Consider the following 25,004-nt stretch of genomic DNA (forward strand, 5'->3'; position numbering starts at 1 on the left):
CATCTTCGTCGTGCTCGGCGGACGTCTCGTCACGCCGCCGCTGTCGTCGGGCTGCCTGGCCGGGGTGAGCGCGCCGACGGCGAGCGCGCATCTGGGGCGGCTGCTGGACGGCGGGTTCGTCACGGTGGTCAAGCAGGGCCGGCACCGGTACTACCGGCTGCGCAGCGACGAGGTCGCGCAGGTCATCGAGGCGATGTCGCGGATCAGCCCGCCGGTGCGGGTGCGGAGCCTGCGGCAGTCGCGGGACGCGCGGCGGCTGCACGAGGCGCGGACGTGCTACGACCACCTGGCCGGGGCGGCGGGGGTGGCGCTGTTCGCGGCGCTGCTGGACGGCGGCCTGATCGAGCCGGACGGCGAGGAGGCCTTCGAGGTGACGGAGAAGGGCGAGGAGCGGCTGGGGGCGCTGGGCCTGGACGTCGCGGCGCTGCGGCGGGCGCGGCGGAGGTTCGCCTGGCAGTGCCTCGACTGGACGGAGCGGCGCCCGCATCTGAACGGGGCGCTGGGGTCCGCGCTGACCGGCCGGATGATCGAGCTGGGCTGGTTCGAGCGGGGGACGACCCGGCGGGCGCTGGTCGTGACGGAGGCGGGGATGACTGGCCTCGCGGATTCGTTCGGCTGCGTGCTGACCTGACCGTCGTGGTGTTTCGTCCCGGTTCGGTGGGGCGAGCGGGCCGATGATGCCGGAAAACTTCGAACACCTCGCCGCGCGCGCCGTACTGTGGGGGCCATCGGGTGGGTGGACTCCCGCCGCTCCGCGAACGGCGCGAGGCCGGGCCGACGCCGGCTCGGGCGATTGGGGAGGTGGCTATCGGTGACGGCCAGGATCTGGCTGAACGGGGAACTGATCGACCCCGAGCGGGCGATGGTGTCGGTCTTCGACCACGGCATGCTCGTCGGGGACGGGATCTTCGAGACGGTGAAGGCGACGAACGGGGAGCCGTTCGCGCTGACCCGCCATCTGCGCCGGCTGGCCCGTTCGGCGGCGGGCCTCGGCCTGCCCGAACCGGACCACGACGTCCTCGCCCAGGGCGCCCTCGAAGTGCTGGCCGCCGCGCCGAAGTGGCCGCTGGCCCGCATCCGGATCACCTACACGAGCGGCCCCGGCCCGCTGGGGTCGGCGCGCGGCGACGCGGGGCCGACCGTGTCGATCATCGTCGGGCCGCAGGACCCGTTCCCCGCGACGGCGGACGTGACCGTCGTGCCGTGGCCGCGCAACGAGCGCGGCGCGCTGTCCGGCCTCAAGACGACGTCCTACGCGGAGAACGCGCTCGCGCTCGCCTACGCCAGGGAGCGCGGCGGCGGCGAGGCGATCTTCGGCAACACCGCCGGGAACCTGTGCGAGGGGACGGGCAGCAACATCTTCGTCGTGCTCGGCGGACGTCTCGTCACGCCGCCGCTGTCGTCGGGCTGCCTGGCCGGGGTGACGCGCGCCCTGGCGCTGGAGTGGTTCGGCGGCGAGGAGGAGGACCTCGCGCTGGACGACCTGTACCGCGCCGACGAGGCGTTCCTGACGTCCACCACCCGCGACGTCCAGCCGATCCGTGCGGTGGACGGCACGGTCCTCCCGGCCGCCCCCGGCCCCGTCACCGCCAAGGCCATGGAGGCGTTCGCGGCCCGCTCCGCCGAACTCATGGACCCTTGATCAAAGAAGTGGCCGCCGAAGTCTTTACGTGATCGATTTCATCGTTCACGTTCGAGGTGACGCTTGTAGGAGGTCACCCCATGGTCTTCTCCAGTAGGGACTTCTCCAGGAGGCGGATCGGCGCGGCGGCCGCGCTCGTCATGGCGGGCGCGGTGCTCGCCGGGTGCGGCGGCGGCGGATCCTCGACGGATCCCGATCGGGGCAAGGACGCCAAGAGCTTCTCCCTGACGATCACCCGCAACGCCATCGAGGGCGGCAAGAACACCGAAGAGGCCGAGTGGATCACGAAGTCGGTGATCCCGCGGTTCGTCGCGGCGCAGAAGGCGAAGGGCGTCACCGCGAAGGTGACGTTCCGCGGCCAGGGCGTGGACGACGAGGCGTACAAGACGAAGCTGGCGCTGGACCTGAAGTCCCGGTCGGGCGCCGACATCATGGACATCGACGGCATCTGGGTCGGCGAGTTCGCCCAGGCCGGGTACATCAAGCCGCTGTCGGAGGTCGTCGGCGCCCCGGCGGACGCCTGGGACGGCTGGACGAAGATCCCTGGATCGGTCCAAAAGCTGGCGATGTTCGAGGACGAGCGCTACGGCGTCCCGCCCGCGACCGACGGCCGCCTCCTGTACTTCAACAAGAAGCTGTTCGCGCAGGCCGGTCTCCCCGCCGACTGGCAGCCGAGGAGCTGGCCGGACATCATCGCGGCGGCGCGCGCGCTGAAGAAGCTCCCTGGCGTGACCCCGATCCAGCTGAACGCGGGCACCGCGATGGGCGAGGCGACCACGATGCAGGGGTTCCTGCCCATGCTCGCCGGTGCCGGAGCCGAGATCTACACGGACGGCAAGTGGACGGGCGGCGGCCCCGCCGTCCAGCAGGCCCTCGGCCTGTATGCGCAGATCTACGGCAGCGAGGGCCTCGGCGACCCCAAGCTCCAGCAGGAGGCCAAGGGGCGCGACAAGTCGTTCGAGGAGTTCGCCGCCGGCAAGATCGGCATCCTGGCCGAGGGCGACTACTTCTGGCGGGACGTCATCAACCCGAAGACCGGCGTCGCGAAGATGAAGACCCGCGACCAGGACGTCGGCTACGCCCTGATCCCGGCCATCTCACCAGGCAAGGGCGTCCGCGGGCAGGACTTCGTGAGCATGTCGGGCGGCTCGGTCACCGTCCTCAACCCGAACACCGAGTACCCGCAGCAGGCGTTCGAGCTGCTCGCCTTCATGAACTCCGCGGAGATGATCAAGGCGCGGACGGCCGGCACCCCCGAGATCACGTCCCGGACGGACGTCAACAAGGAGATCCTCGCGGGCGACCCGTTCCTGACGTTCGTGTCGGAGAAGGTCCTGCCCGTCACGTCGTACCGTCCCGGCCTCGCGGTGTATCCGCAGGTTTCGACGGCCTTGCAGGAGGCCACGGCCGCCGTGGTGTCGGGGAAGACGCCGCAGCAGGCCGCCGCCGAATACACCGAGAAGCTCGAAGGGATCGTCGGTGGCGCCGCCCACGTCACCCCGCGCTGACGTCAGAGCACACTTCGGGGAGGACGCGGCCGGCCTCGGACGGGGCCGCGCCGCCGCGTTCGTCGCGCCCGCGCTCGTCCTGGTCGCGGTGTTCCTCGTGTTCCCCGCGCTCTGGACGCTCTACCTGGGCACGACCGACTACCGCCTCACCGGCATCGCGGCGAGCGACCCGCAGTTCGTCGGCCTGGACAACTACCGGAACGTGCTCGGCGACGGGGAGTTCCACCGATCGCTGTGGCTGACGCTGCAGTTCGTCGTCGGGTCGGCGGTGATCGGCCAGACCGTCCTCGGGTTCGCGATCGCGTGGGTCATACGCGACCGCGCTGGCCCCATCCGGAGACTGGTCGAGGGGGTCGTCCTGCTCGCCTGGATCCTGCCGTCCTCGGTCATCGCGTTCCTCTGGATCGCGCTCCTCGACCGCGACGGCGGCACCCTCAACGCGCTGCTCGGCACCCCCGGCACGGCGTGGCTGCTCGACCATCCGATGGCGTGCATCATCGTGTTCAACATCTGGCGCGGCACCGCGTTCTCGATGATGCTCTACGGCGCCGCGCTCGGGAACGTTCCACCGTCCCATCTGGAGACGACCCGGCTCGCGGGCGCGTCGACGTTGCAGACGTTGCGGGACGCGGTGCTCCCGCGCATCCGCGGCCATGTGCTGACGAGCCTGCTGCTGATCAGCCTCTGGACGTTCAACGACTTCACACCGTTCCTGATCACGGCCGGCGGCCCGGACGGACGCTCGGAGATCATGTCGGTCTACGTGTACCGGACGGCCCTCGGCGACGGCCGGCTCGGCTTCGGCGCCGCCATCTCGCTGATCATGATCCTGATCAACCTGGTGATCGCGCTGGTCTACCTGCGCGCCCTCCGGAACCGCGGGGAGGCGACCGCGTGAACGAGACCGTCCGGGAGGCGCTGCGCAGGATCGGCCTGGCCACGTTCGTCTCCGCCGTCCTCGGGTTCTTCGCGCTGCCGCTGCTCTGGCTGGCGTTCGCGCCGTTCGACGCGAATCCGGGCATAGCGGCGTCCCTGCCCGACTTCACGCTGCACAACTTCGAGGTCCTGCTGGACAACCCGTACGCGCTCGCGTCGCTGCGCAACTCGGTGCTGCTCGCCGCCGGGACGGCCGCGCTCGTCGTGACGTCGGCGGCGCTGGCGGCGTACGCGCTGAGCCGGGTCCGGGTGCCCGGACGGGACGCGCTGCTGTACGTCCTGCTCCTGCTGTCGTCCATCATCACCGGGACGGCGGCGATGGTGCCGATCTTCCTGCTGGCCTTCAACCTGCACCTGATCGACTCGCGGCTCGGCGTGATCCTGGTGCTGACCGGCGGGCTGCTCCCGGCGGCGATCTTCCTGCTGAAGGACTTCACCGACGCGACGCCCACGTCCTACGAGGAGGCCGCGCGGGTGTTCGGCGCGTCCCCGCTGCAGATCCTGCGGCACGTGGTCGCCCCGGTGATCCGGCCCGGCCTCGCCACGGTCGCGGTGTGGACGGTCGCGCAGGTCTGGGGCGACTTCCTCATGCCGTTCCTGCTGCTGCGCGATCCGGACAAGGCCCCCGCCTCGGTGATCATGTACACCTTCTACACCGAGGGCGGCCAGCCCGACCTGCCGCTGATCTCCACGTTCTCGCTGCTGTACTCCCTGCCGGTGGTCCTCATGTACCTGTTCGTGAGCCGCCGGTACGGGTTCCGCTTCCACGGAGGGATCAAGCGCTGATGGCGGCCATCACCATTCGGGAGCTGACGAAGGTCTATCCGGGCGGCGTCCGGGCCCTGGACACGCTCGCCCTCGACGTGGCGGACGGCGAGTTCTTCGCGCTGCTCGGCCCGTCCGGCTGCGGGAAGACGACGCTGCTGCGCACGGTCGCGGGCCTGGAGACGGCGACCGGCGGGACGGTCCACCTCGGCGAGCGGGACGTGACGCGGCTGCCGCCGGGGCGCCGCGACGTCGGCATGGTCTTCCAGGACTACGCGCTCTTCCCGCACATGACCGTCCTGGACAACATCGCCTACCCGCTGCGGATCAAGAAGCGGAGCCGCGCCGACCGGCACCGGCGCGCCGCGGAGGCCGGGACGTACCTGGGCCTGGAGGGGCTGGAGCGGCGCCGGCCGGGGGAGCTGTCGGGCGGGCAGCAGCAGCGGGTGGCGCTGGCCCGCGCGCTGGTCGCCGAGCCGCGGATCTTCCTGCTGGACGAGCCGCTGTCCAACCTCGACGCGCGGCTCCGCCTGGAGGCCCGGACGTTCCTGAAGCGGCTGCAGAAGGAACTCGCCGTCACCACCGTGTTCGTCACGCACGACCAGGCCGAGGCGCTCGCGCTCGCCGACCGCATCGCCGTCATGGAGAACGGACGGATCCGGCAGATCGGAACACCGGTGGAGGTCTTCCGGCGTCCCGCGAACCTGTTCGTCGCGTCGTTCATCGGCTCCACGCCCATGAACCTTCTGCCCGGACGCGTCCAGGACGGTGCCGTGGCCGTGGCCGGCATCGAGCTGCCGGCACCCGGCATGGCTGACGGGGAGTCCGTCGTGTGCGGGGTACGACCGGAGTATCTCGATTACAGCGATACGCCCGTAGACGGGGCGTTCGGCGGGCAGGTCTCCGTGGTCGAACATCTCGGCGGAAACTCGCTGGTCACGCTCGACGTGGCGGGGGAGCCGCTGCACGTCGTGGTCGGCGAAGGACGAGAGCCCGAGCCGGACGATCAGGGATGGGCCGTGCCGCGCCCCGGCCGCGTCCTGCTGTATCGCGACGGGGAACTGGTGACGGAGGGCGGCCGGTCGATGGCGCCGCTGGCCAAGGACGGGGGACACGGATGACGGTGCATCGCGGGCGCTGGAGCCTGGAAGACCGGCTCGTGCAGGGGCTTCGTGAACTCCCTTTTGACGTCCCGCCGGGCACGGCATCGGTCACGGTCGAGCTGTCCCATGAGGGAGGCGTCATCGACCTGGGCTGCCATGGGCCGAACGGGTTCCGCGGCTGGTCCGGTGGGGCGCGCAGCCGGTACACGATAAGCGCGGACTGGGCGACCCCTGGATACCTGCCAGGTGAACTCGAACCGGGCGTATGGCACGTCTGGCTCGGGCTTCACCGCATACCGCCCGATGGCGTCCCGTATGAGGTCACGGTGACGACATCGACCTCGATACCACCGCGACCGGACGAGACCTTGCCTCCACGGCCGGAACGTCCTCCGCGTCGCGAACTCCCTGCCCCGGACGGCATGCGATGGCTCGCAGGTGACCTGCACTCCCACACCGTCCACAGCGACGGAACGCTCACCGTCCACGAACTGGCGTGTCTTGCCGCGAGGCAAGGGTTGGATTACCTCGCGGTGACCGACCACAACACGGTCAGCCACCATCCCGAGCTGCCCGCCGCCGGGGCGCACGCCGGCGTCCTGCTGCTGCCCGGCCAGGAAGTCACCACCGACCTCGGGCACGCGAACGTGTTCGGCGCCACCGGCTGGGTGGATTTCCGCAGGCCAAGTGCCGACTGGGCCTCGTTCGCCGTCGCGCGCGGCGGGCTGATGTCGATCAACCATCCGCTGAGCGGCGACTGCGCCTGGCGCCGCCCGCTGCCCGCCGAATGGCGGCCGAGATTCGCCGAGCTGTGGCATTCATCCTGGTGGGACCGGCGCTGGGGCGCCCCGCTGGCCTGGGCGGAGCTGTGGCGTCCCGGCGGGCTCGTCCCGCTCGGCGGCAGCGACTTCCACGACCCGGCCCAGCACAAGACCCTCGGCGAGCCCTGCACCTGGGTGCTCACCGAGGACGACGACGTGCTCGGCGGCCTGGTCGCCGGACGGACGGCCGTGTCCGCCGGGCGGGACGCGCCCGTCCTGCTGCGCGTCGAGGGCGACCTGATCGCCATCGGCGCCGACGGGACCGTGCTCGTCCAGCCCGATGGGCGTCGCACGGCCGTCCGCGGCGATCTGGTCCGGATACCGGCGGAATGTCCGGGCATGCATCGCCTGGAGAGCCACGAGAACGAGGTGATCGCACTGTGCGGGTAGAGAACACAGCGCGGGTAGAGGACCCGGTGACTTCCGAGATCGTCGTCGTGCCGCACACCCACTGGGACCGCGAGTGGTACCTCCCGTTCCAGCGCTTCCGGCTCCGGCTGGTGTCGCTGCTCGACGGCGTCATCGACCGGATGGAGGCCGATCCGCGCTGGCACTTCACGCTGGACGGCCAGATGGCGGCGGTCGACGACTACCTGGAGATCCGTCCCGAACGGCGCGAGCGGCTGGCCGCGCTCGTCCGGGAGGGCCGGCTCGCCGTCGGGCCCTGGCAGATCCTGCATGACGAGTTCCTGTGCTCGGGGGAGAACATCGTCCGGAACCTGGAGCTCGGGATGCGCCGCGCGCAGGAGCTGGGCGCCGCGATGATGGTCGGCTACCTGCCCGACCAGTTCGGGCATTGCGCGCAGATGCCGCAGATCCTGCGGCTCGCCGGCATCGAGCACGCGTGCGTGTGGCGGGGCGTCCCGGAGCGGGTCCGGGCCTGCGCGTTCGCGTGGGAGGCGCCGGACGGGACGGCGATCCGCACCCGGTACCTGCCCGAGGGCGGCTACGGCAACGCCGCGTCGATGTTCGAGGAGTTCGGGGACGGCGCGTCGCTGCTGCCCGGCCGCGTCGCCGGGTTCGCCGAGGCGATGGGCCGCTGGTCCCCGCACGGCGGCCCGCTGCTGGCCATGTACGGCGCCGACCACACCGCGCCCGCCGCCGACCTCGCCGACCGGGTCGCCGCCGCCGGGCTCGGCATGCGGCTGGACACCCTCGCCGGGTTCTTCGCGGGGGAGCGGGCCTCGGTGGACGGGCTGCCGCACGTCCGCGGCGAGCTGCGGTCGCACGCCCGCGCCAACATCCTGCCCGGGGTGATCTCCGCCCGCGTCCGGCTCAAGCAGCTGCTGGGACGCGCGGAGCGGCGCGTCGAGCGGTACGCCGAGCCGCTGACCGCGCTCTGGTACGCGGGCGACGCGCAGACGTTCCTCGACCTGGCGTGGCGGCGGCTCATCGAGTCGAGCTGCCACGACTCGGTCACCGGCTGCGGCTGCGACGAGACCGCCGACCAGGTCGCGGCGCACATGGCCGAGGCGGACCAGCTCGGCCGCGCCGTCTGCGACCTCGTCACCGCCGAACGGGCCGCGTCCGTCCCGCTCGGCTCCCACCTGGTGTTCAACCCGACCCCGGCGCCGCGCACCGGCGTGGTTACGCTGGACATTCCGTGCGAAGGGGAGCCGGGCCTGGTGACGGGGGACGGGCGGCCGGTGCCCGTGCAGACCCTCGACATCGCGCCGACCGTGCTGGACGACGCCGTCCATCCGGCCTCCGAGCTGCCGATCCTGCTGGAGCGGGTGTACGGGCGGGTGCTGTTCGGGCAGGAGATCCGCGACTGGTCGGTGTCGCGCGAAGACCGCACGCTCACCTTCCACGTGACGTCCCGCGCCGACGTCCCGTTCGACATCAACGAGGTGCGGGAGGCGCTGCGGGACGCGGAAGGGGAGTGGCGAGTCCGGATCCTGGCCGACCCGCGCCGCACCGTCGCCGCGCTCGTCGACGTCCCGCCGCTCGGGCTGACCACCGTGCGGCCGGTGCCGGCCTCGCAGCCCGAGGAAGGCCCGGTGACGCTGGAGGGGAACGTCCTCGACAACGGGCTGCTGCGCGCCGAGGTGCACACCGACGGCACGCTCGGGTTGCGCACCCCGTCCGGCCACGTCATCGAGGGCGTCGGGCGGATCGTGGACGGCGGCGACCTCGGCGACTCCTACAACTACGCGCCGCCCGCCCACGACCGGATCGTCGGCGACCCGGTGACCGTGGACGTGAAACGCGTGTCGGACGGGCCGCTCGTCGCCGCGTTCGACATCGTCCGGACCTACCGGTGGCCGACGTCCGGCGACCTGCCTGGCGACGCGCGATCCGAGGCCGAGGAGGACGTAACGGTCACGACGTGCGCCGAACTGCGGGCGGGCGAGCCGTTCCTGCGGCTGCGGGTCACGTTCGACAACCGCTGCGACGACCACCGCGTCCGGCTGCACCTGTCGTTGCCGCGCCAGGCGGACTCGTCCTTCGCCGAGGGCCAGTTCGCGATCACCGAGCGGGGGCTGACGGCCGAGGGCGGCTTCGGGGAGCGGCCCGTGCCGACGTATCCGGCGTCCGGATTCGTCGCGGCGGGCGGCATCGCCGTCCTGCTGGAGCACGTCACCGAGTACGAGATCACCGGCGCCGGGCGGGAGATGGCGCTGACGCTGCTGCGCGCGATCGGCCACCTCTCCCGGGACCGCAACGCCTACCGGGACCAGCCCGCCGGGCCGCAGCTAGCCACCCCCGGCGCGCAGTGCCGCGGTGAGCGGACGGTCGGGATGGCGGTGATGCCCTACGACGGCGAACGGCCCGGATCAGCCGTACTCCAGGCGGCCGAGGCATACCGGCACGACCTTCTCACCGCCGCTGGTTACGGGCACGCCTCCGCGTCCGTCCCGCCGTCCCGGGAGGGCCTCGCGATCACCGGGGACGGCGTGGTCATGACCTCGCTGCGCGGCCGCGACGGCTGGACCGAGACCCGGATGGCCGCCCAGTGCACCGAGCCGACCACGGCCGTCCTGCGCGGGGACTTCACCGAGGCCGTCCGCGTCGACCTGCGCGGACGGCCCGGCATCCCGCTCGACGTGCACGGCGGGACCGCCACGCTGGCGCTGCGCCCCTGGGAGATCGCGACCGTGCGGCTCAGAACGTCCTAGCGGGCCGCCTGGGCGGTGCCGCGCTCGCGCTGCGCCCCGCCGGTCGCCCCGGACGTCCGGACCCTGCGCGGCGCGGGCTCGGCGGTCTCCGCCGGATGCGCGGCCGCCGCCGCCATCGCCGCGCCCACGATGCCCGCGTTGTTCACCAGCCGCGCCGGGACGATCTCCGCGCGCACCCCCTCGATCAGCGGCAGGAAGTGCGCGGACTTCCGGCTCACCCCGCCGCCCACGATGATCAGCGACGGGGAGACAAGCGCCTCCAGGTGCGCCATGTACTCGCCGAGCCGCTCCGTCCACTCGGCCCAGCTGAGGTCCTCGCTCGTGCGGGCCTTCGCCGATGCCCGCAGCTCGGCGTCCTTCCCGTTGATCTGGATGTGCCCGAACTCGGTGTTCGGGACGAGGACGCCGTCGGTGAACAGCGCGCTGCCGATGCCGGTGCCCAGCGTGAGCACGACGACGGTGCCGGGCCGGCCGCGTCCCGCGCCGAGCCGCATCTCCGCCAGCCCGGCCGCGTCCGCGTCGTTGAGCAGCGTGATCTCGCGCCCGGTGACGTCCGCGAACAGGGCCGCCGCGTCCAGCCCGAGCCAGCGCTTGGACACGTTCGCCGCCGACATCGCCACACCGTTGATCACCACGCCGGGATAGGTGACGCCCACCGGGCCGTCCCACCCGAAGTGGTCCACGATCTCGGCGAGGACCTTCGCGACCGCCTTGGGCCGGGCGGGCCGCGGCGTCTCGATCCGGAACCGCTCCCGCGCGAACGCGCCGCCGGACAGCTCGACCGGCGCCCCCTTGATTGCCGACCCGCCGATGTCGATCCCGAGCATCTCCCTTGCCATGCCTGCACTGTGCCCGATCTTCGCCGGGGCTAAGAGTTCTCGGCGAACTGCAGGCCGACCACGCCGACGATGATCAGCGCCAGGAACCCCACCCGGGCGAGGGACGTGCTCTCGTCGAACACGATCATGCCGACCACCGCCACGCCGAGCGCGCCGAGGCCGGTGAAGACCGCGTAGGCGGTGCCGACCGGCAGGGTGCGCAACGACAGCGACAGGACGACCACGCTGACCAGCGCGACCACGAGGCCGATGGCGGTCGGCCACGGCTTGGTCAGGCCGTCCGACTCCTTCAGCGCCGTCGCCCACACCAGCTCCATCAGCGACGCGATCAGCAGGAAGACCCAGGCCACGACGCAACCCCCTTAACCGGAAATGCCTCCGCTTGACGTTAACCGGAGAATGTTCCGGATACAACCATGAAGCGGAGCCCTCTCCGGTAGCCTGCCGGAGCACGATCCCCCGGACGGAGACCGACATGCGGGAACTGCCCGTCGCGGGCCGCCCGCCCGCCGAGCGCGCGGACGCCGCCCTGAACCGCCGCCGCATCCTGCGCGCCGCCGCCGAGGTGATCGCGGCCCGGGGGCCCGAGGCCCTCTCGATGGACGAGGTCGCACGGGCCGCCGGCGTCGGCGTCGGCACCGTCTACCGGCGCTTCGGCGACCGCGCCCGGCTCGTCTACGCGGTGATCGACGAGCGCGAGCGCGACTTCCAGGACGCCTTCATCCACGGGCCGCCGCCGCTCGGGCCCGGCGCGTCCCCGCCCGAGCGCCTGCGCGCCTTCCTGCACGCGCTCGCCGACCGCACCGAGGCGCAGGCCGACCTCCTGGTCATGGCCGAATCCGACCCGCCGGGCGCCCGCTTCCGGGACGGCTCATACGCGCTCTACCACAGGCACCTGGCCATGCTCCTCGGCCAGATCCGTCCCGGCGCCGACGCCGCCTACCTCGCCGACGCGTTCCTCGCGCCGCTCGCCGCGAACCTGTTCCTGTACCAGCGGCGGACGCGCGGCATGCCGCTCGGCCGCGTCAAGGCCGGCCTGGACGTCCTCGCCGAGGGCCTGATCCCCGTCCTGAACAGGACGAATCGCGATCCGTCCGGCGAAAGCCTTTAACGGGACCGGGACGTACCGCCAGACTGGGTGCGTGAACGACTTCGATCTCCTCGTGCTCGGATCCGGCCCCGGCGGGCAGCGCGCGGCCATCGCCGCCGCCAAGCTCGGCCGCAAGGTCGCCATCGTCGACCGCCGCGACATGATCGGCGGCGTCTGCATCAACACCGGGACGATCCCGTCCAAGACGATGCGCGAGGCCGTCCTGTACCTGACCGGCCTCAACCAGCGCGAGCTCTACGGGCAGAGCTACCGGGTCAAGGACGACATCACCGTCGCCGACCTCGGCATGCGCACCCAGCACGTCATCGGCCGGGAGACCGACGTCGTCCGCAGCCAGCTCGCCCGCAACCGCGTCACCGTGCTGGCGGGCACGGGACGGTTCCTGGAGCCCAACACGATCGGGATCACCGGCACCGGCGACCGGGAGCAGAAGGTCACCGCCGACCGCATCGTGATCGCGACCGGCACCCGCCCGGCCCGTCCCGACACCGTCGACTTCGACGACCGGACGATCATCGACTCCGACGGCATCATCAACATGGACCGCATCCCGGAGACCATGGTCGTCGTCGGCGCCGGCGTCATCGGCATCGAGTACGCCTCGATGTTCGCCGCGCTCGGCACCAAGGTCACCGTCGTGGAGCGCCGCGAACGCATGCTGGACTTCTGCGACCTGGAGATCGTCGAGGCGCTCAAATACCACCTGCGCGACCTGGCCGTCACGTTCCGGTTCCGCGAGTCGGTCGCGTCCGTCGAGCGGATGCCGAACGGGGCGATCACCGTCCTGGAGAGCGGCAAGCGCATCCCCGCCGACACCGTCATGTACTCGGCCGGACGGCAGGGCATGACCGACGACCTGTGCCTGGACGCCGCCGGCCTCGCCGCCGACCACCGCGGCCGGATCAAGGTCGACGCCGACTACCGCACCGAGGTTCCGCACATCTACGCGGTCGGGGACGTGATCGGCTTCCCGTCCCTCGCCGCCACCTCGATGGAGCAGGGCCGCCTCGCCGCGCACCACGCCTGCGGCGAACCCGTCTCGGACATCAACGAGACGCAGCCCATCGGCATCTACACGATTCCCGAGATCAGCTTCGTCGGCCGCACCGAGGACGCCCTCACCGAGGCCAAGGTCCCCTTCGAAGTAGGAGTCTCCCGCTACCGCGAACTCGCCCGCGGCCAGATCATCGGCGACTCCTACGGGATGCTGAAACTCCTCGTCTCACCCGAAGACCGCCGCCTCCTGGGCGTCCACGTCTTCGGCACCGGAGCCACGGAACTCGTCCACATCGGCCAGACCGTCATGGGCTGCGGCGGCACCGTCGACTACCTGGTCAACGCGGTGTTCAACTACCCGACCCTCGCCGAGTCCTACAAGGTCGCCGCCCTGGACGCGATGAACAAGATGCGCCACATCGCCCGCCTCTCCGGCTAGGACGGCCAGAGCAGGTTCTCGAGCTCCGCGTCGATATCGATGAACTCGCTCTCCTCACCCGCGGGCACGGCCTGATACGTCCGGTGCAGGAAGTCGGCGAGCGGCGACAGCGGCACCTCGAACAACGCGTCCCCGAACGGGGACGACAGCGCGATGTTGAGCGAGCCGTCGTCGTCGGCCGGCCAGACCTCGACGTCCCCGTCCCCGACCCTGCGCACGATGCCGACCGTGAGGAGCTCCCGGGCGAAGATCCACTCCACCGGCTCGTCGTCGCCCACGTAGAAGGCCATCCGGATCGCGTACGGGTCGTCGGCCGCGTACTCGAGCCCGGCGAGCAGGGGAACGGTCGTGCGGTCGGGGACGACGAGACGAAGGCCCAGCTGTGCTGAGACGGTGGTACTGCTGTTCATGGCCATTCCCTCTTACGTCGGTCCCGCTGGCTCGCGGGGTGCTCCGGTGGGGTGGTTCTCCCTCTCACGGACATCCCCGCGATCTATGACGCCTAACTGCCTGATCCCGGTCGAACATTCCGGCGCCCCCCGGGCCTGTGACCCATCTCACCGTAGCAAAACCTGCGTCTGACCTGCGCAAAAGCCGATCTTGCGGGGATCTGTCCAGGTCGCTTCATGCCCTTCCCGGCGTCCTCGCCGCGGCAAGATCTGGCTTAAAGTAAATGCGTGGCAATCAATCATGAAAAGGTCGCCCCGCCTCCGGAGGAACCCGGCCTGTTCCACCGCTTCCGGGCCCGGGTACGGCGCAACCCGCTGCTCAACACCGCCTGGCGCGCCGGCGTCTTCGCCGTCGGCGCGACCGTCCTCATCGGCGGCCTCGTCATGATGGTCACCCCCGGCCCGGGCCTCCTCGGCATCGTCATCGGCCTGGCGATCCTCGCCACGGAGTTCGCCTGGGCCCAGCGCGCCCTCCACCGCGCCAAGACCGCCGCCGACCGCGCCAAGGAGAAGGCCTTCGACCCCCGGCGCCGCCGCCGCAACACCATCCTCGGCACCCTCACCGCCGGCCTCCTGGCCGCCGCGGCAGCCGCCTACCTGGTCATCTACGGCCCGACCCTCCCCTGGCACATAGAAGACCCCACGTTCTGGACCTGACGCCGCCCGCCAAGGCGGCGCGCCCACCCCGCAACATGCGCTAGAGTTTCGGACGTCGGACCGCCCGCCACGGCGGCCCGGGCGATTAGCTCAGTGGGAGAGCGCTTCGTTCACACCGAAGAGGTCACTGGTTCGAACCCAGTATCGCCCACCCTGTATCAGTCAAGGTCAGAGGCCACTTCCGGTCATCCGGAAGCGGCCTCTCTGCGTCTCTCATGCGTCAGGACTGACTAGCTGCCTGACTGCGTCCCGTCGTTGACCTCGGGAAAGATCAGGTCCATAGCGGTCGCCCCCTCCTCCATGACGGGACGGATCTGCTGACGGTAGACCTTCTCAGTGACCGTCGTGCCGTTGTGCCCAACCAGACGCGAGATGAGTTCGAGAGGAACGCCGCTGTCGGATAGCAGGGACACGAAGCTGTGCCGCATCTCGCGCGGCGTCCATTCGGACGCGGTGAGACCCGCACGTGTTGCTACGCGGCGGAACTCCCGGCGGACGTTGCCGGCGCTCAGCTCTCCGCCGGTACGTGTGGCGAACACGAGGCCGGTACGCCGGTCCTGTGGCATCAACTCCCAGAGATCCCGCAACGCTGCCACGCAGCGACGAGGGAGTTTCAGCGTGCGGCGGGATTTGGCTGTTTTGGTGTCGCCGCCCCTGCGTACGGAGCGCCAGACGTGCATGGCGAACTCCTCGTGTTCCCACCCCCCGACCTCCACCGTGCGCCATTCCCGGCGGTCTTCGTCGTACGCCACGACGTGCGGCCAGATGAGCCCTCGAAGTTCCTCCGTCCGGGCGCCGGTCAGCAGTGACAGGACGACGTACGCACGAAGCCATGGACGCGCGTTCTCGGCAGCGTCCAATACCGATGCGGCCTGTTCGACTGTCAGGGACTTGGAAGGGCGGCCGGGACGTCCCTTAGGAAGTTCGCACAGCAGGACCACGTTTCGCTTGACCTTGTCTCGCGCTTGGGCTCGTGCGACGGAGCGCGTGAGGATCGAACGCAGCTCTTGCAAGGTTCGGGTACTGACCTCCCTGGCCTTCCGGCTAAGCCATGCGTCAACGTCGTCGGCGGAGAGTTCGCGGAGTTTGCGGGCGCCCAACTCCGGAACGATGTGCTTGCTCGAGAGAAAGCGCTTGGTTGTGACGGTGTTGGAATCCCGGCCGCTTAGCCCGTAGTCGAGCCAGTTCTCGACGGCTTGGGCGACGGTGTATCGGCTGTCTTCGCTGGGCAACCCGTCGGCGCGGTCGCGTAGTTTCTCGTGCAGCTTCTTGAGTGCGCGGGTCTTGCTTTTGTCGCTGGCCGAACGAACGATGCGCTTTCCCTGCGGGGTGTAGCCGATCGTGACTTCAGCGATCCACCGTTGACGCTTTTCGCTCCAACGGAGTCCGCCGTCACCGCGCGGTCGGCGCTTTGCGTCGTCGTCGTTGGTCATCGGTCGGTGTCCTCGCTTTCGGGGGTGTGTTCGGTCATGGAGTCGAGCCAGGTGTTGTATTGGGTGCGGTGGATGCGTTGAACGCCGTCGGGGCAGGCTTCGGGGGCGGGTGCGCGTCCGCGACTGGCCCAGTTCGCCAGCTCGCGCGGGGTGACGCGCAACGCATCGCAGATCTCCGGGACGGTGATCCACCATTGCGGCGGGTAGATCGGTGCGGGCATCATGCGGCCTTCCGGGGGAGTCGACGGGGGTTGCGGATTCCGGCGGCCAGGCCGGATCGGATGGTGCCGTGTGCCTCTCCGGGAGTCATGGCGTCGGGGCCGGTGCCGAAGTGGGTTGTGGCGGCGTCGGACAAAGCGGTGTAGGCGACTCCTTCGGGCAGGACGCCGGCGCCGACGAGGCGACCGAGGTTGTAGGCGGCTTTGTTGAGCGCGTGATTGCGGCCACCGGGCGCGGCGGCCCGGACGCGCTGTCCCTCCCCCTGGAGTGCAGCCCGGACGTAGGCCGAAGCGTCACTGACGCACCCGGCGGGTTGGGGATGCACTCCAGGGAGGGGGGCGGCACGGCGGGCGCTCAGAAGCCCTGACAGCCACTCGGGGAGTGGGGCCGGGGGGACGTCGGTCACGACGCGGTAGGGGCGCCCGGCGACGGTGCTGGGCGGGGCAAGGACGTACCCGCCGCCGCCGCGCGTGTCGATCAGCCATCCCAGGCCGGTGCGGTGACGGCCGGTGGTGTTGCGCAGCATCGGCGCCAGGTCGGGCGGTGAGGTGAAGTACAGGTGCCGCCCGCCGGAGGGGGTGGCCACGGTGTAGGTGTCGGTGGGGAAGGGCTGTCCGGCTCGCTCGCACAGCGCGGCGAACACGTCAGCGCCGTCGCTGATGCCGGGTTCGCCGTCCCAGGGCGCCGGCGGGCGCTCACCGGGCTTGGGCGTGTCCAGGTCGATGACCAGCAGCCCGGCCGGGCCGCACGCAATGCCGACGTTGTACGGCCCGGCGGACCAGCAGCGGCGGATACGGGCGGGGTCGGTGGTGGCGCGGTTCTCCCAGTCGGCCACCGGGGGCTTTTTGGTGTCGGGGCGTTGCAGCGGGAAGACGTGCCAGCCGCGCGCGGCGTAGTCGAGCGCGGCCGACAGCAGCGCCGGGGGGTGCGGCGCACTCATGCCGCCGCCTCGCGCTCCAACAGGGCGATGTACTCGGCGATGGCGGCACCGGGGATGCGGCGGGCGCGGCCGACGGTGACCGACCGCAGGCGACCGGCGCGCAGTTCCTCGAAGATGACGCTGCGCGAGAGCGCCAGCAGGGTCATGGCCTCTTCGACCTTGAACAGTCGCAGGGTTGCCGGGATGGGCAGGGACTCAGCGGTCATGATGGGTGGTGCCTCTCGGTAGAGGGGTGCGGCCCCGGCGGGGTTGCTTGGCGGTGAGTCCGCCGGGGCCGCTCGGACGATCGGGGGGTCTACGCGCTACACGCGTGGTCAGGTGCCGGTCTGGGGTCTACGAGGGGGGTCTACGGGTAGCGGGCCGACCGCTACGGGTAGACCCGGTTTCCCGCCGCCGTGCCGTCCGTTAGCGGCACAGCGGCGGGGGGTCGAAACTCCCTCCCTGAGGCAGTTTTCGCGGGGTGCGGCGGGAAGCCTGCTAGGCGCTAGCGCGCTGCTCAGCGCCGGATGAGCCGCTAGCGGGACTGCTAGCACTAGCAGTGGGGGCCGCTAGCGCTAGCGGTCATGCGGCGGCCCGTCCGGTGCGCGTCAGGCACGGGCCGCACAGTCCGAACGTCAGCAGCAGCGGCCCGGACTGGGCGACGGTGGGGTGGATCGGGTCGGCGGTGCGGCGGCACCGGTCGCAGGTGGCGTCTTCGGCCGGGTCGGGGGTGAGGGTGGACACGCAGCCGGGGCAGACCAGGCGGCCGGGCGCCCACACGGCGGCGTGGATCACGCGGGGCGCGGTGCCGATGTGCGGGCACATCTGGCCGCGCCCGGACAGCAGCGCGGCGCGCAGGTTCGCCAGCTGGCGACCGACCCACGGGTCGGCCGGGCGGGCGGTGCGGCCACCGTGCGCCGTCAGGGCGGTCATGGTGCGGCGAGCGTCGGCCGCGGCGGCGTTGTACTGGTCACGGTGCGCGGTGTGCGCGGCGCCAGTGGCTCGGTTCATCATCACGTCACTTCCCATCGTGGGGCGGTCGGGAGACAGTGGCGGGGACAGCGGGGACAACGCCGGTTGCGGGGTGTCCCCGCAAAACCGGCCGCTGACCTGCGACGGGGACACGGGGACAGCGGGGACAGCTCTTGACCCCCATGGGGCCCGGCGGCCCGACGCGTCGGGCTTGCCAGGTGCGACGCGTCGCGTAGGGCCTCAGGCGACGGGTGTTCATGCGGCGTGCCCGTCGGTGGGGGCGAAGTAGCGGCCTCGCCCGTCGGTGTCGAGCTGCCCTTTGCCGGTCATCCGGGCGACGGTCTTCTTGACCAGTTCGTAGCTCAGACCGGTGGCGTCGCTGATCTGCTTGGGGCCTTCCCCCTCGTTGCTGCGCAGGTGCGCCAGGATCGTTGCGGCGGTGTCGGAGATGCCCAGTTCGCCGGCGGGCTTGTCGAGCATCTGCCAGGTGCCCAACTCGGGGCGGAACGCCATGGCGTACTGGGCTTCGTCGACGTCCCGACCGACCACGTGAAGGATGCCGTCGGCCTCGCCGCGGGTGCGGCGTAGTACGAGGGTGGCGTCAGCTGCCCCGGCCAGCCCGTTGGTTCCCGACACGTCGGTGAGGAAGTCGTCACTGGTGGCCTTGCGGGTGTGGTGGATCAGCATGACCGCGACGCCGTAGTGGTCGGCTACGGCCTTGATCCGGCTCATGGACAGGTAGTCGGCGTCATAGGCCGACATGCCGGGCGCCACGGTGCCGCGCACCTTGGCGAACACGTCCACGATGACCAGCCGCGCGGACGGGTGGTCGTCCAGCCATGCGGCCAACTGGGCATCGCCGCCGCTGGTGAGCGCGGGCCACTCGATCGCGAACGACAGCGTCTCGGGCCAGACGTCGCGGTCGGCCAGCACCTTCGACAGCCGCGATTGCAGACGGCGGCCGGTGTCCTCCAGTGCCAGGTACAGCACCGGTCCGGCGTCCACCTCGATAGCGCCGAGTGCCTTGCCGCCGGTGGCGACCGCGACGGCCAGCGCCAGGGCGAGCCAGGACTTGCCGACCTTGGGCGGACCGGCCAGCAGGTTCACGCCCTCGGCGAGCACGCCGGGGACGGCCCAGCGGGGCGGCGGGAACTCCGCCGACAGCAGTTCGGCCGCCGTCCATGCGATACGCCGGGACGGTCCACCCGGACGCGCGCCGGACAGGTCGGCGGACGGTCCGAGGTTCGGTCCGGGGACCGGTCCGGGGTCGGGTGGTGGACCGTCCGCCGGTCCGTCCGGCATCGCCGCGCCGGACAGCAGCGCGGACGGTCCGGACGGGCGGCGGTGTCCGTTGGTGTGGGTGGAGTCAGCCAAGACAGACAGTCCTTCCTTGGCACGGGGCGGAACCGGGCCGGGCCGGTCCGCGACATGGAGGCGGTCAGGGAACGGGGGACACGAGCGACGGGTGCGGACCGGCCAGCAGGCCGGGGCGTTGCACCGTGACCAGCCACCACGCCCCGCGCAGTTCTCGGACCGTGCGCCGTCCGGCGGCCAGTGCCACCACGACCGCGCCCGCACCGATGGCCACGGCCACCGGCCAGCCGAACAGCACCAGCAGCGCCAGCGCGGCCAGGATCACCAGACGAGCGCCGGTCATCGCGCACCGCCCATCGCCCCGGCCAGCGCGGCGCCACCGTCGGTGGACCGGCACCCGATCGCGGCGGAGCGCGGCCCGCCCGCCCGCCGGCCGATGACCGGCCGGTGACCCTCGGCGGGCTGGTCGCCGTTGCGGGCGGCGGACAGCAGCCCGTCACGGGACCCGAAGTAGTGCGCGGGAAGCGCGTTGCTCACCCCGGCCACCTCGGCGACCGCCCGCAGGCTGAACCCGTCCTCGCCGCGCTCGGCGAGCACCTGCCGGGCGGCGGTCAGGATCCGGGCGACCTTGTCGCCCCGGTCGTAGGTGACCCGCTTGGGAGCACGCAGCGCCTCCACTGCGGCCGGGTCGCCCTGAGCGGCCGACAGCAGCGCAGCGCGGGATCCGAAGTAGTGCTGTGCCAGCGCGGGACTGACCTCGGCGACCTCGGCGACCGCGCGGACGGTGAACCCGTCCTCGCCGTACTCAGCGAGCACCTGCCGGGCGGCGGCAACGATCCGGGTGACCTTGTCCGCGCGGTCGTGCTTGACCTGCTTGGGCGCGCGGAGTTCGGCCAGCGCGGCGGCGGCCAGATTGTTGACCGAACTGGCCGTGCGGCCCATCGCCTCGGCGGTCTGGTCGATCGACAGTCCCTCGACGTAACGCAGTTCGAGCACCTGCCGGTAGTGCGGGCGCAGCGTGCCCAGCTTGCTGCGCAGCGCCTCACCGAGCCCGGCCGCGACCGCACCGGACGGCGCCGCCTGGTCGGGGTTGTCGCGCAGTTCCCGGCGGAACGCGTCCTCGCTGCGGAAGTAGGCCTGACGGCGCACCCAGTACTCCCGGCCGTCCTTGTACAGCACGAAGTGCGCCACGCGGCCGAACAGCCAGCGGCGGAACGAGTTCGACCGGCCGTCGTCGCGCCAGTCGCCCAACTCGGCCAGCGCGTCAGTGAAGATCTCCTGCACCAGGTCTTCGCACTCGGCGGCCGACACACGGGTACGGCGCTTGCGCACGTACCCGGCGACCTGGTCGAAGTAGCGCAGGTACAGCGCGGCGACCGCCTCACGGTCGCCGTCCTGGAACGCCTTGACGAGCGTCTCGTCCGGTAGCCCGTCACCGGGGGGCGAGGTACGGTTGAGCTGCATCGTTGAGTCTCCAAACACTCGATGCTCCGGCCCTGGCGGGGGTGCGACCCCGCCGGGGCCTCTTGCGTGGGTGGGGAGCCGGTCAGCCCAGGGCGCCGGCGAACGTCGCGATAGCCGAGATGACCTGATTGACCAGGTCGGCGGCCTTCTCGGGGTGGTTCACGGCGTAGATCGCAACCGCGATTCCCGCGATCACCTGGGGGATCTTGCTTGCCTTCTGCGGAAACATCCGCGCTCCAAACACTCGATGCCTCGGCCCCGGCGGGGCCTAGCTGTGTCCGCTGAGGTCCGTGCAAGTCGTCAGCTGGTGCGCACCAGTTTGCAAACTGGTTCGCACCAGTGTCAACCCCTCTTCCTTGATCGGTTCGGCCTTGTGGACCTCCTGACACTTCGAGGGAACTGCACGGACTACCCACCTCGGAAGCCAACAGGGGTTAACACGGTGCGGTTAACCCCTTGTTGCCTGCGGAATCGGTGCGGCATCCTCTAGCTAGACCGCTGAGTTCAACCTCGGGAGTTGAGAGCGACGAAGCTTCGGGATGCTCGTGCGGCGCACGGCTGGTCTCAGAGCCGTCTAGTGCGCGAAATAGAGCTGTTTGCTCAGAAACATGTGCTCAACGTTGCGTCAACCGCAAGCCTTCGCGTGTACGTCTCAGAGTGGGAGAACGGCAGGCGCGCGGTATCAGAAGACTATGCAGCGATATTGCGGGCGCTGCTCGGCTGGACGAACGATGAGCTATTTGCCGAAAATGACCCATCGCCGCACGCCGATGGATATGACGTACTCGTGCAACGAATCGACTCAGCTCATGCTCTTAGCGCGTCCATGGTGGACACGTTCCTAGGTCAAACGGAAATCCTCAGGACGCAGGATAGGCAACTAGGTGCCAGCGGCCTTGTAGACCAGATGAACGCCCATCTCACAACCCTGCAAGACGCGCTCACGTTCGCTGTCTTACCAGAGGCGCGGCAACCTTTAGGGCGCGCTCTTGCAGGTGCCGCAACTCTCGCAGCATGGCAAGCGTTGGATGTTGGCGCAGCTGACCGCGCTTGGAGGCATTACGAGCTAGGCAAGCGGGCCGCTCTCGAAGCTGGTGACATGCTCTATCTGGCGCACGCGACGGGCGAGCAAGCCTACGTTCTTTCGGATGCCGGAAAGTCCGAGTTGGCTGTTGCGCTTATTCGTCAAGCTCAGCATGTGGGTGGCGATAAGGTCTCGCCGAGACTCAAGGCGTGGCTGTTGTCAGCCGAAGCTGAACTGTGCGCGCTTGCCGGAGATGTGGAGTCGGCTAAGAGGGCTCTTGATAAGGCGTCTACTGCCATGCCAGAGACGACTGATGTCAGAGATCCGGACATGGCGAGCATCTTCCTCAATAGTGCCCATCTAGAGCGTTGGCAAAGCCATACAGCCGCTCTGCTGGGCGAGGAACACGCTGTAAGCAGCATTTACGAGGTACTAGAAGGTATGGACCCGACATTCAGCCGCGCCCGTGCTGGGCTGCATTGCGACCTGGCGCACGCGCATCTGCTGCGCGGTGAATACGGCGATGCTAACGAGCAAATCCGGGCCGCACGTCTGATTGCGAACAGGACGGGATCGGTCCGATTCCGGCGCAGGATTGGCCAACTGTCTAGGACAGTCACTGAAAGCGGCTAGCTTGCGGCCTTTCGGGTGGCGAGGATATGAAGCAGGGCAACGAGCGTCCCCGAACCGAGCAACTCACCTCGACGCATCATTTCGGGCACATCAGCCAGTGGTATCCAAGCTACTTCGCCAGCTTCTTCAGCATCCACCGGTTCGTTTACCTTCGTCGCTCCGCTTCCGACGAAGACTTCATGCGGTGAGTCGACCATGCCAATCATGGGCTCGAAGGTCACAATGTGCTCAAGTCTGTGAGGGCGCCATCCTGTCTCTTCCTCGCATTCCCGCAAGGCCGTTTCCTTGGGATCCTCGCCAGGCTCGACAATCCCTCCGGGAAGTTCCCAACCCCACTGGTCCGGGACGAAGCGGTATCGCCAGAGCATCAGGACTCGGTTATCCCGGTCGATGATTGCGGCGATAGACACGCGGTGAAGGCGCACAACATGATGCTGGAAGCGGTCGACTCCGGGCGGCTCAACGTCAACGAGGGTCAGTTTCACCCATCGGTTATCATAAAGCGTTCGTTCGCCGTGGATGCGCCACGGTTCTAGTTCCTTGCCATCGTTGGGGGAGCGACGTAGGGCTTCGCTAACGAAGTAACCACGTCCGTGGCCAACCCTGAGAAGCCCTTCCGATACAAGGCGGGTAAGTACAAGTCGAATCGTTGTCCTGCCAGCGTCTAGTTCCTCGGTTAGCGTTCGTTCAGAGGGGAGTTTGTCGCCCGGCTTGAACTTGCCCGAGTTGAGCCATTCGCGGACGGTCTGTTCTACCCGTGTCGTCACGTCCCCCACGGCCTCTACCATCCTTCCGGCTTGTTGAGAGGTGCGCACCAGTGCTGTAGCCCACGTTACAGCGATGTTCAAGCGAACCGGGTGGTTGCTTTCGAGTCTCACTCACTGGGGGCCCTCGTGCGCCAGCTGGCGCACGCCGGCGGGGTAGCGGGCGCCAGCTGGGGGGGCGTCGTACCCCCTTAGGGTCGGCTGAGTCGAGTTGTTGCCTGTTCCACCGCTACCCGCTACCGCGCAGGTCGGAGCAGGTGAGCGGGTAGCGGCGGGTTGCGCCGTTGGAAAGCGACGCAGGTCGGAGGCGGTAGCGGTGGCGCTACCTCGGGTCGGCGTGCCGCTACCGGTTCGGGCCGGGAGAGCGGGGCGCCTAGAAGCGGGGCCGACCCCGTCGTGAACCCCTCGAACGAGGGAATCAGGTCGGACATCGGAACCTGCCTCTAGGGGTTAGGTAGCAGGTCAGGGGGCGAAGCCACCTCTAGAACCACCTCTAGGTCTAGAGGTACCCGCCTCTAGACCTAGAGGGATAGGGGATCAGATGCTGTCCCCGCTGTCCCCGTGTCCCCGTCGCAGGTCAGCGGCCGGTTTTGCGGGGACACCCCGGAACCGGGCTTGTCCCCGTTGTCCCCGTGTCTCCGCCGGGGCAGGTCGGGGGCCGTGTCTGCCTGACGGACTGCATGACGATCAACACATAACCGGGTGGACCGTGGTGGACGTCAGCGGACGGTCGCAGGGGGAGTGACGGTCGTTCTGACCTGGATAAACGAACATGAAGATGCTTCACACCGAAGAGGTCACTGGTTCGAACCCAGTATCGCCCACCTTGCAGGTCTTATTAGAACCTTGGACCAGGTCTATGCGGCCCAGTAGGAGCCGCAGGCTAGAAGCGCCAGCAGGGCCGTCTTCCGTATGGGAGGCGGCCCTGCTGGCGTTGTCGGTCTGTGTGGAGGCGACACCAGCTCCTGGGTCGGGCTTGTCGGTGGCTGCCTGCCGTTGGGCTTCCTGGAGGTTGTGGAGGCGAGCGAAAGGCTGCTGCAAGTGGTGCCCGGCGACGTCCTCCTCCTCGACATAAACCGCGTGAAAGATCGCCTGGTTGAGCAGCCGGCGCTGCTCGTCGTCACAGCGCAGGTAGAGCGCGTAGGGGTCTTCCAGTAGTCGCAGGCAGATGTCGATCAAGCGAGCGCTCGTCGACAGGTCCTCGTTGGTAACGGTGAGACGGTCCTTGAGGCGCTGCCGTTGGCGCTCGATCTCGTGAAGTTTGGTCCTGATCTTGCCCTGGGCGGCACCGCCGGCGGCCAGCTCGATCAAGTTGTCTTCTTGGGTATCCAAAGCCTTGAGCTCGGAGGTGAGTTGCTGCCGGAGCAGGCGGGCGTCATGTTCTTCGTCGGCGATCGCCTGGTTGATGTGCCCGCGAACCTCGGCGATGAAGGCGGGGGAGAAGCGGACCTGACGGTAGTGCTCGGTGACAGCATCTTCTATCCAGTGAATGCCGATGTGTGGGCCGGGGCAGGATCCGTCACGACGGCGACGGCAGAAGAAGTAGCTGTACTGGCTGCCGTCGGCCTTGACGACCTGCTGGATGGCCAGGCGCTGGGTGACGCCGTTCTTCCAGCAGTAGCCGCAGAACACGGTCCCCTTGAGGTAATGGTGGTGAACACGCTGGCGCTCCCCGGCGACCGCGTGGGAGTCGAGGACGTCCTGGACACGCTCGAAGAGGTCTTCGTCCACTAGCGGCTCGTGGCGTCCCCCCTCTGTGTCAGGCTCAGGTGGGACACAAGGGGATGAAGTTCCCTAACTGATGTGAACAGGGCGAGAACGGGTACTGAGCAGAGTGACGATGACCAGCCACGATCTTCCTTCCGGTGACGGGCCGC

At 69.7% G+C, this 25,004-nt stretch carries 26 protein-coding genes and 1 tRNA gene; 13 read left to right on the forward strand and 14 right to left on the reverse strand.

From position 1 onward, the window contains the following. The 8 genes from HUX53_RS20780 to HUX53_RS20815 all read left to right on the forward strand — a co-directional run. Positions 1-631 (forward strand): helix-turn-helix transcriptional regulator (locus HUX53_RS20780; RefSeq protein ID WP_176404885.1); only part of this gene is annotated, 631 nt, incomplete at its 5' end. 180 nt (positions 632-811) lie between these two features. Continuing rightward, the gene (locus HUX53_RS20785) at positions 812-1,642 is read left to right on the forward strand and encodes an aminodeoxychorismate lyase (RefSeq protein WP_309237341.1); all 831 of its coding nucleotides are present in this window, start codon (positions 812-814) and stop codon (positions 1,640-1,642) included. An 80-nt stretch (positions 1,643-1,722) separates the two neighbouring features. Continuing rightward, positions 1,723-3,150 carry an extracellular solute-binding protein gene (locus tag HUX53_RS20790; RefSeq protein ID WP_255205459.1) on the forward strand — a complete coding sequence of 476 codons (1,428 nt, stop codon included), beginning with the start codon at positions 1,723-1,725 and terminating at the stop codon, positions 3,148-3,150. After that, the gene (locus HUX53_RS20795; protein WP_176404886.1) at positions 3,122-4,048 is read left to right on the forward strand and encodes a carbohydrate ABC transporter permease; all 927 of its coding nucleotides are present in this window, start codon (positions 3,122-3,124) and stop codon (positions 4,046-4,048) included. Before HUX53_RS20790 ends, HUX53_RS20795 begins: the two co-directional genes overlap by 29 nt. Continuing rightward, a complete protein-coding gene (locus HUX53_RS20800; RefSeq protein WP_176404887.1) occupies positions 4,045-4,872 on the forward strand; it encodes a carbohydrate ABC transporter permease in 828 nt (275 codons plus the stop codon). The genes HUX53_RS20795 and HUX53_RS20800 overlap by 4 nt, the downstream gene beginning before the upstream one ends. Continuing rightward, positions 4,872-5,972 (forward strand): ABC transporter ATP-binding protein, encoded by a 1,101-nt coding sequence (locus tag HUX53_RS20805; protein WP_176404888.1) that lies wholly within the window; start codon positions 4,872-4,874, stop codon positions 5,970-5,972. Before HUX53_RS20800 ends, HUX53_RS20805 begins: the two co-directional genes overlap by 1 nt. Before the next feature lie 404 nt (positions 5,973-6,376). Next, the gene (locus HUX53_RS20810; protein ID WP_255205460.1) at positions 6,377-7,165 is read left to right on the forward strand and encodes a CehA/McbA family metallohydrolase; all 789 of its coding nucleotides are present in this window, start codon (positions 6,377-6,379) and stop codon (positions 7,163-7,165) included. A 26-nt stretch (positions 7,166-7,191) separates the two neighbouring features. Continuing rightward, the gene (locus HUX53_RS20815; RefSeq protein WP_309237342.1) at positions 7,192-9,894 is read left to right on the forward strand and encodes an alpha-mannosidase; all 2,703 of its coding nucleotides are present in this window, start codon (positions 7,192-7,194) and stop codon (positions 9,892-9,894) included. On the opposite strand, the gene ppgK is transcribed toward HUX53_RS20815, so the two are convergent. After that, positions 9,891-10,733, reverse strand: a complete 843-nt coding sequence (gene ppgK, locus HUX53_RS20820) for a polyphosphate--glucose phosphotransferase (protein WP_176404891.1) — start codon at positions 10,731-10,733, stop codon at positions 9,891-9,893. The two genes, HUX53_RS20815 and ppgK, sit on opposite strands and share 4 nt — an antisense overlap. A gap of 29 nt (positions 10,734-10,762) precedes the next feature. Continuing rightward, positions 10,763-11,083: a multidrug efflux SMR transporter gene (locus tag HUX53_RS20825; protein WP_176404892.1), complete on the reverse strand. Its 321-nt coding sequence runs from the start codon at positions 11,081-11,083 to the stop codon at positions 10,763-10,765. A gap of 125 nt (positions 11,084-11,208) precedes the next feature. Between HUX53_RS20825 and HUX53_RS20830 the strand changes: the two genes are divergently transcribed. Then, positions 11,209-11,844 (forward strand): TetR/AcrR family transcriptional regulator, encoded by a 636-nt coding sequence (locus HUX53_RS20830; protein ID WP_176404893.1) that lies wholly within the window; start codon positions 11,209-11,211, stop codon positions 11,842-11,844. A gap of 31 nt (positions 11,845-11,875) precedes the next feature. Next, positions 11,876-13,279 carry a Si-specific NAD(P)(+) transhydrogenase gene (gene sthA, locus HUX53_RS20835; protein WP_176404894.1) on the forward strand — a complete coding sequence of 468 codons (1,404 nt, stop codon included), beginning with the start codon at positions 11,876-11,878 and terminating at the stop codon, positions 13,277-13,279. On the opposite strand, the gene HUX53_RS20840 is transcribed toward sthA, so the two are convergent. Then, positions 13,276-13,689 carry an SsgA family sporulation/cell division regulator gene (locus HUX53_RS20840; RefSeq protein ID WP_131944314.1) on the reverse strand — a complete coding sequence of 138 codons (414 nt, stop codon included), beginning with the start codon at positions 13,687-13,689 and terminating at the stop codon, positions 13,276-13,278. The genes sthA and HUX53_RS20840 overlap by 4 nt on opposite strands. A 267-nt stretch (positions 13,690-13,956) precedes the next feature. On the opposite strand from HUX53_RS20840, the gene HUX53_RS20845 reads away from it, so the two are divergent. Together HUX53_RS20845 and HUX53_RS20850 are read left to right on the forward strand one after the other, a co-directional pair. Further along, on the forward strand, positions 13,957-14,385 hold the full coding sequence (locus HUX53_RS20845) for a TIGR02611 family protein (RefSeq protein ID WP_176404895.1): 429 nt from the start codon (positions 13,957-13,959) through the stop codon (positions 14,383-14,385). Positions 14,386-14,464: 79 nt separating this feature from the next. Beyond that, positions 14,465-14,536 (forward strand) — tRNA-Val (locus HUX53_RS20850). Between the two features lie 79 nt (positions 14,537-14,615). On the opposite strand, the gene xerC is transcribed toward HUX53_RS20850, so the two are convergent. The 9 genes from xerC to HUX53_RS20895 all read right to left on the reverse strand — a co-directional run bounded on the left by xerC (position 14,616) and on the right by HUX53_RS20895 (position 20,935). Continuing rightward, positions 14,616-15,818, reverse strand: a complete 1,203-nt coding sequence (gene xerC, locus HUX53_RS20855; RefSeq protein WP_176404896.1) for a tyrosine recombinase XerC — start codon at positions 15,816-15,818, stop codon at positions 14,616-14,618. Then, on the reverse strand, positions 15,815-16,042 hold the full coding sequence (locus HUX53_RS20860; protein ID WP_176404897.1) for a hypothetical protein: 228 nt from the start codon (positions 16,040-16,042) through the stop codon (positions 15,815-15,817). The genes xerC and HUX53_RS20860 overlap by 4 nt, the downstream gene beginning before the upstream one ends. Further along, entirely contained in the window at positions 16,039-16,977 is a 939-nt protein-coding gene (locus HUX53_RS20865; RefSeq protein WP_176404898.1) for a bifunctional DNA primase/polymerase, read from the reverse strand. The genes HUX53_RS20860 and HUX53_RS20865 overlap by 4 nt, the downstream gene beginning before the upstream one ends. Continuing rightward, positions 16,974-17,183: a helix-turn-helix domain-containing protein gene (locus HUX53_RS20870; protein ID WP_176404899.1), complete on the reverse strand. Its 210-nt coding sequence runs from the start codon at positions 17,181-17,183 to the stop codon at positions 16,974-16,976. Before HUX53_RS20870 ends, HUX53_RS20865 begins: the two co-directional genes overlap by 4 nt. A gap of 355 nt (positions 17,184-17,538) precedes the next feature. After that, the gene (locus HUX53_RS20875) at positions 17,539-17,985 is read right to left on the reverse strand and encodes a hypothetical protein (RefSeq protein WP_176404900.1); all 447 of its coding nucleotides are present in this window, start codon (positions 17,983-17,985) and stop codon (positions 17,539-17,541) included. Positions 17,986-18,183: 198 nt separating this feature from the next. After that, complete coding sequence (locus tag HUX53_RS20880; RefSeq protein WP_217919682.1) at positions 18,184-19,302, reverse strand: AAA family ATPase; 1,119 nt, start codon at positions 19,300-19,302, stop codon at positions 18,184-18,186. A 64-nt stretch (positions 19,303-19,366) separates the two neighbouring features. Next, the gene (locus tag HUX53_RS20885; protein WP_176404901.1) at positions 19,367-19,585 is read right to left on the reverse strand and encodes a hypothetical protein; all 219 of its coding nucleotides are present in this window, start codon (positions 19,583-19,585) and stop codon (positions 19,367-19,369) included. Continuing rightward, complete coding sequence (locus HUX53_RS20890) at positions 19,582-20,706, reverse strand: sigma-70 family RNA polymerase sigma factor (protein ID WP_176404902.1); 1,125 nt, start codon at positions 20,704-20,706, stop codon at positions 19,582-19,584. Before HUX53_RS20890 ends, HUX53_RS20885 begins: the two co-directional genes overlap by 4 nt. Positions 20,707-20,788: 82 nt before the next feature. Further along, a complete protein-coding gene (locus HUX53_RS20895) occupies positions 20,789-20,935 on the reverse strand; it encodes a hypothetical protein (protein ID WP_176404903.1) in 147 nt (48 codons plus the stop codon). A 348-nt stretch (positions 20,936-21,283) separates the two neighbouring features. On the opposite strand from HUX53_RS20895, the gene HUX53_RS20900 reads away from it, so the two are divergent. Beyond that, positions 21,284-22,363: an XRE family transcriptional regulator gene (locus tag HUX53_RS20900; RefSeq protein WP_176404904.1), complete on the forward strand. Its 1,080-nt coding sequence runs from the start codon at positions 21,284-21,286 to the stop codon at positions 22,361-22,363. Here the strand turns inward: HUX53_RS20900 and HUX53_RS42595 are convergent. Together HUX53_RS42595 and HUX53_RS20910 are read right to left on the reverse strand one after the other, a co-directional pair. Next, positions 22,360-23,139 carry an NUDIX domain-containing protein gene (locus HUX53_RS42595; protein ID WP_176404905.1) on the reverse strand — a complete coding sequence of 260 codons (780 nt, stop codon included), beginning with the start codon at positions 23,137-23,139 and terminating at the stop codon, positions 22,360-22,362. The two genes, HUX53_RS20900 and HUX53_RS42595, sit on opposite strands and share 4 nt — an antisense overlap. Positions 23,140-23,910: 771 nt before the next feature. Continuing rightward, on the reverse strand, positions 23,911-24,858 hold the full coding sequence (locus HUX53_RS20910) for a zinc ribbon domain-containing protein (protein WP_176404906.1): 948 nt from the start codon (positions 24,856-24,858) through the stop codon (positions 23,911-23,913). Positions 24,859-25,004: the final 146 nt, after the last annotated feature.

Source organism: Actinomadura sp. BRA 177, from assembly GCF_013372625.1.
Classification (GTDB): domain Bacteria; phylum Actinomycetota; class Actinomycetes; order Streptosporangiales; family Streptosporangiaceae; genus Spirillospora.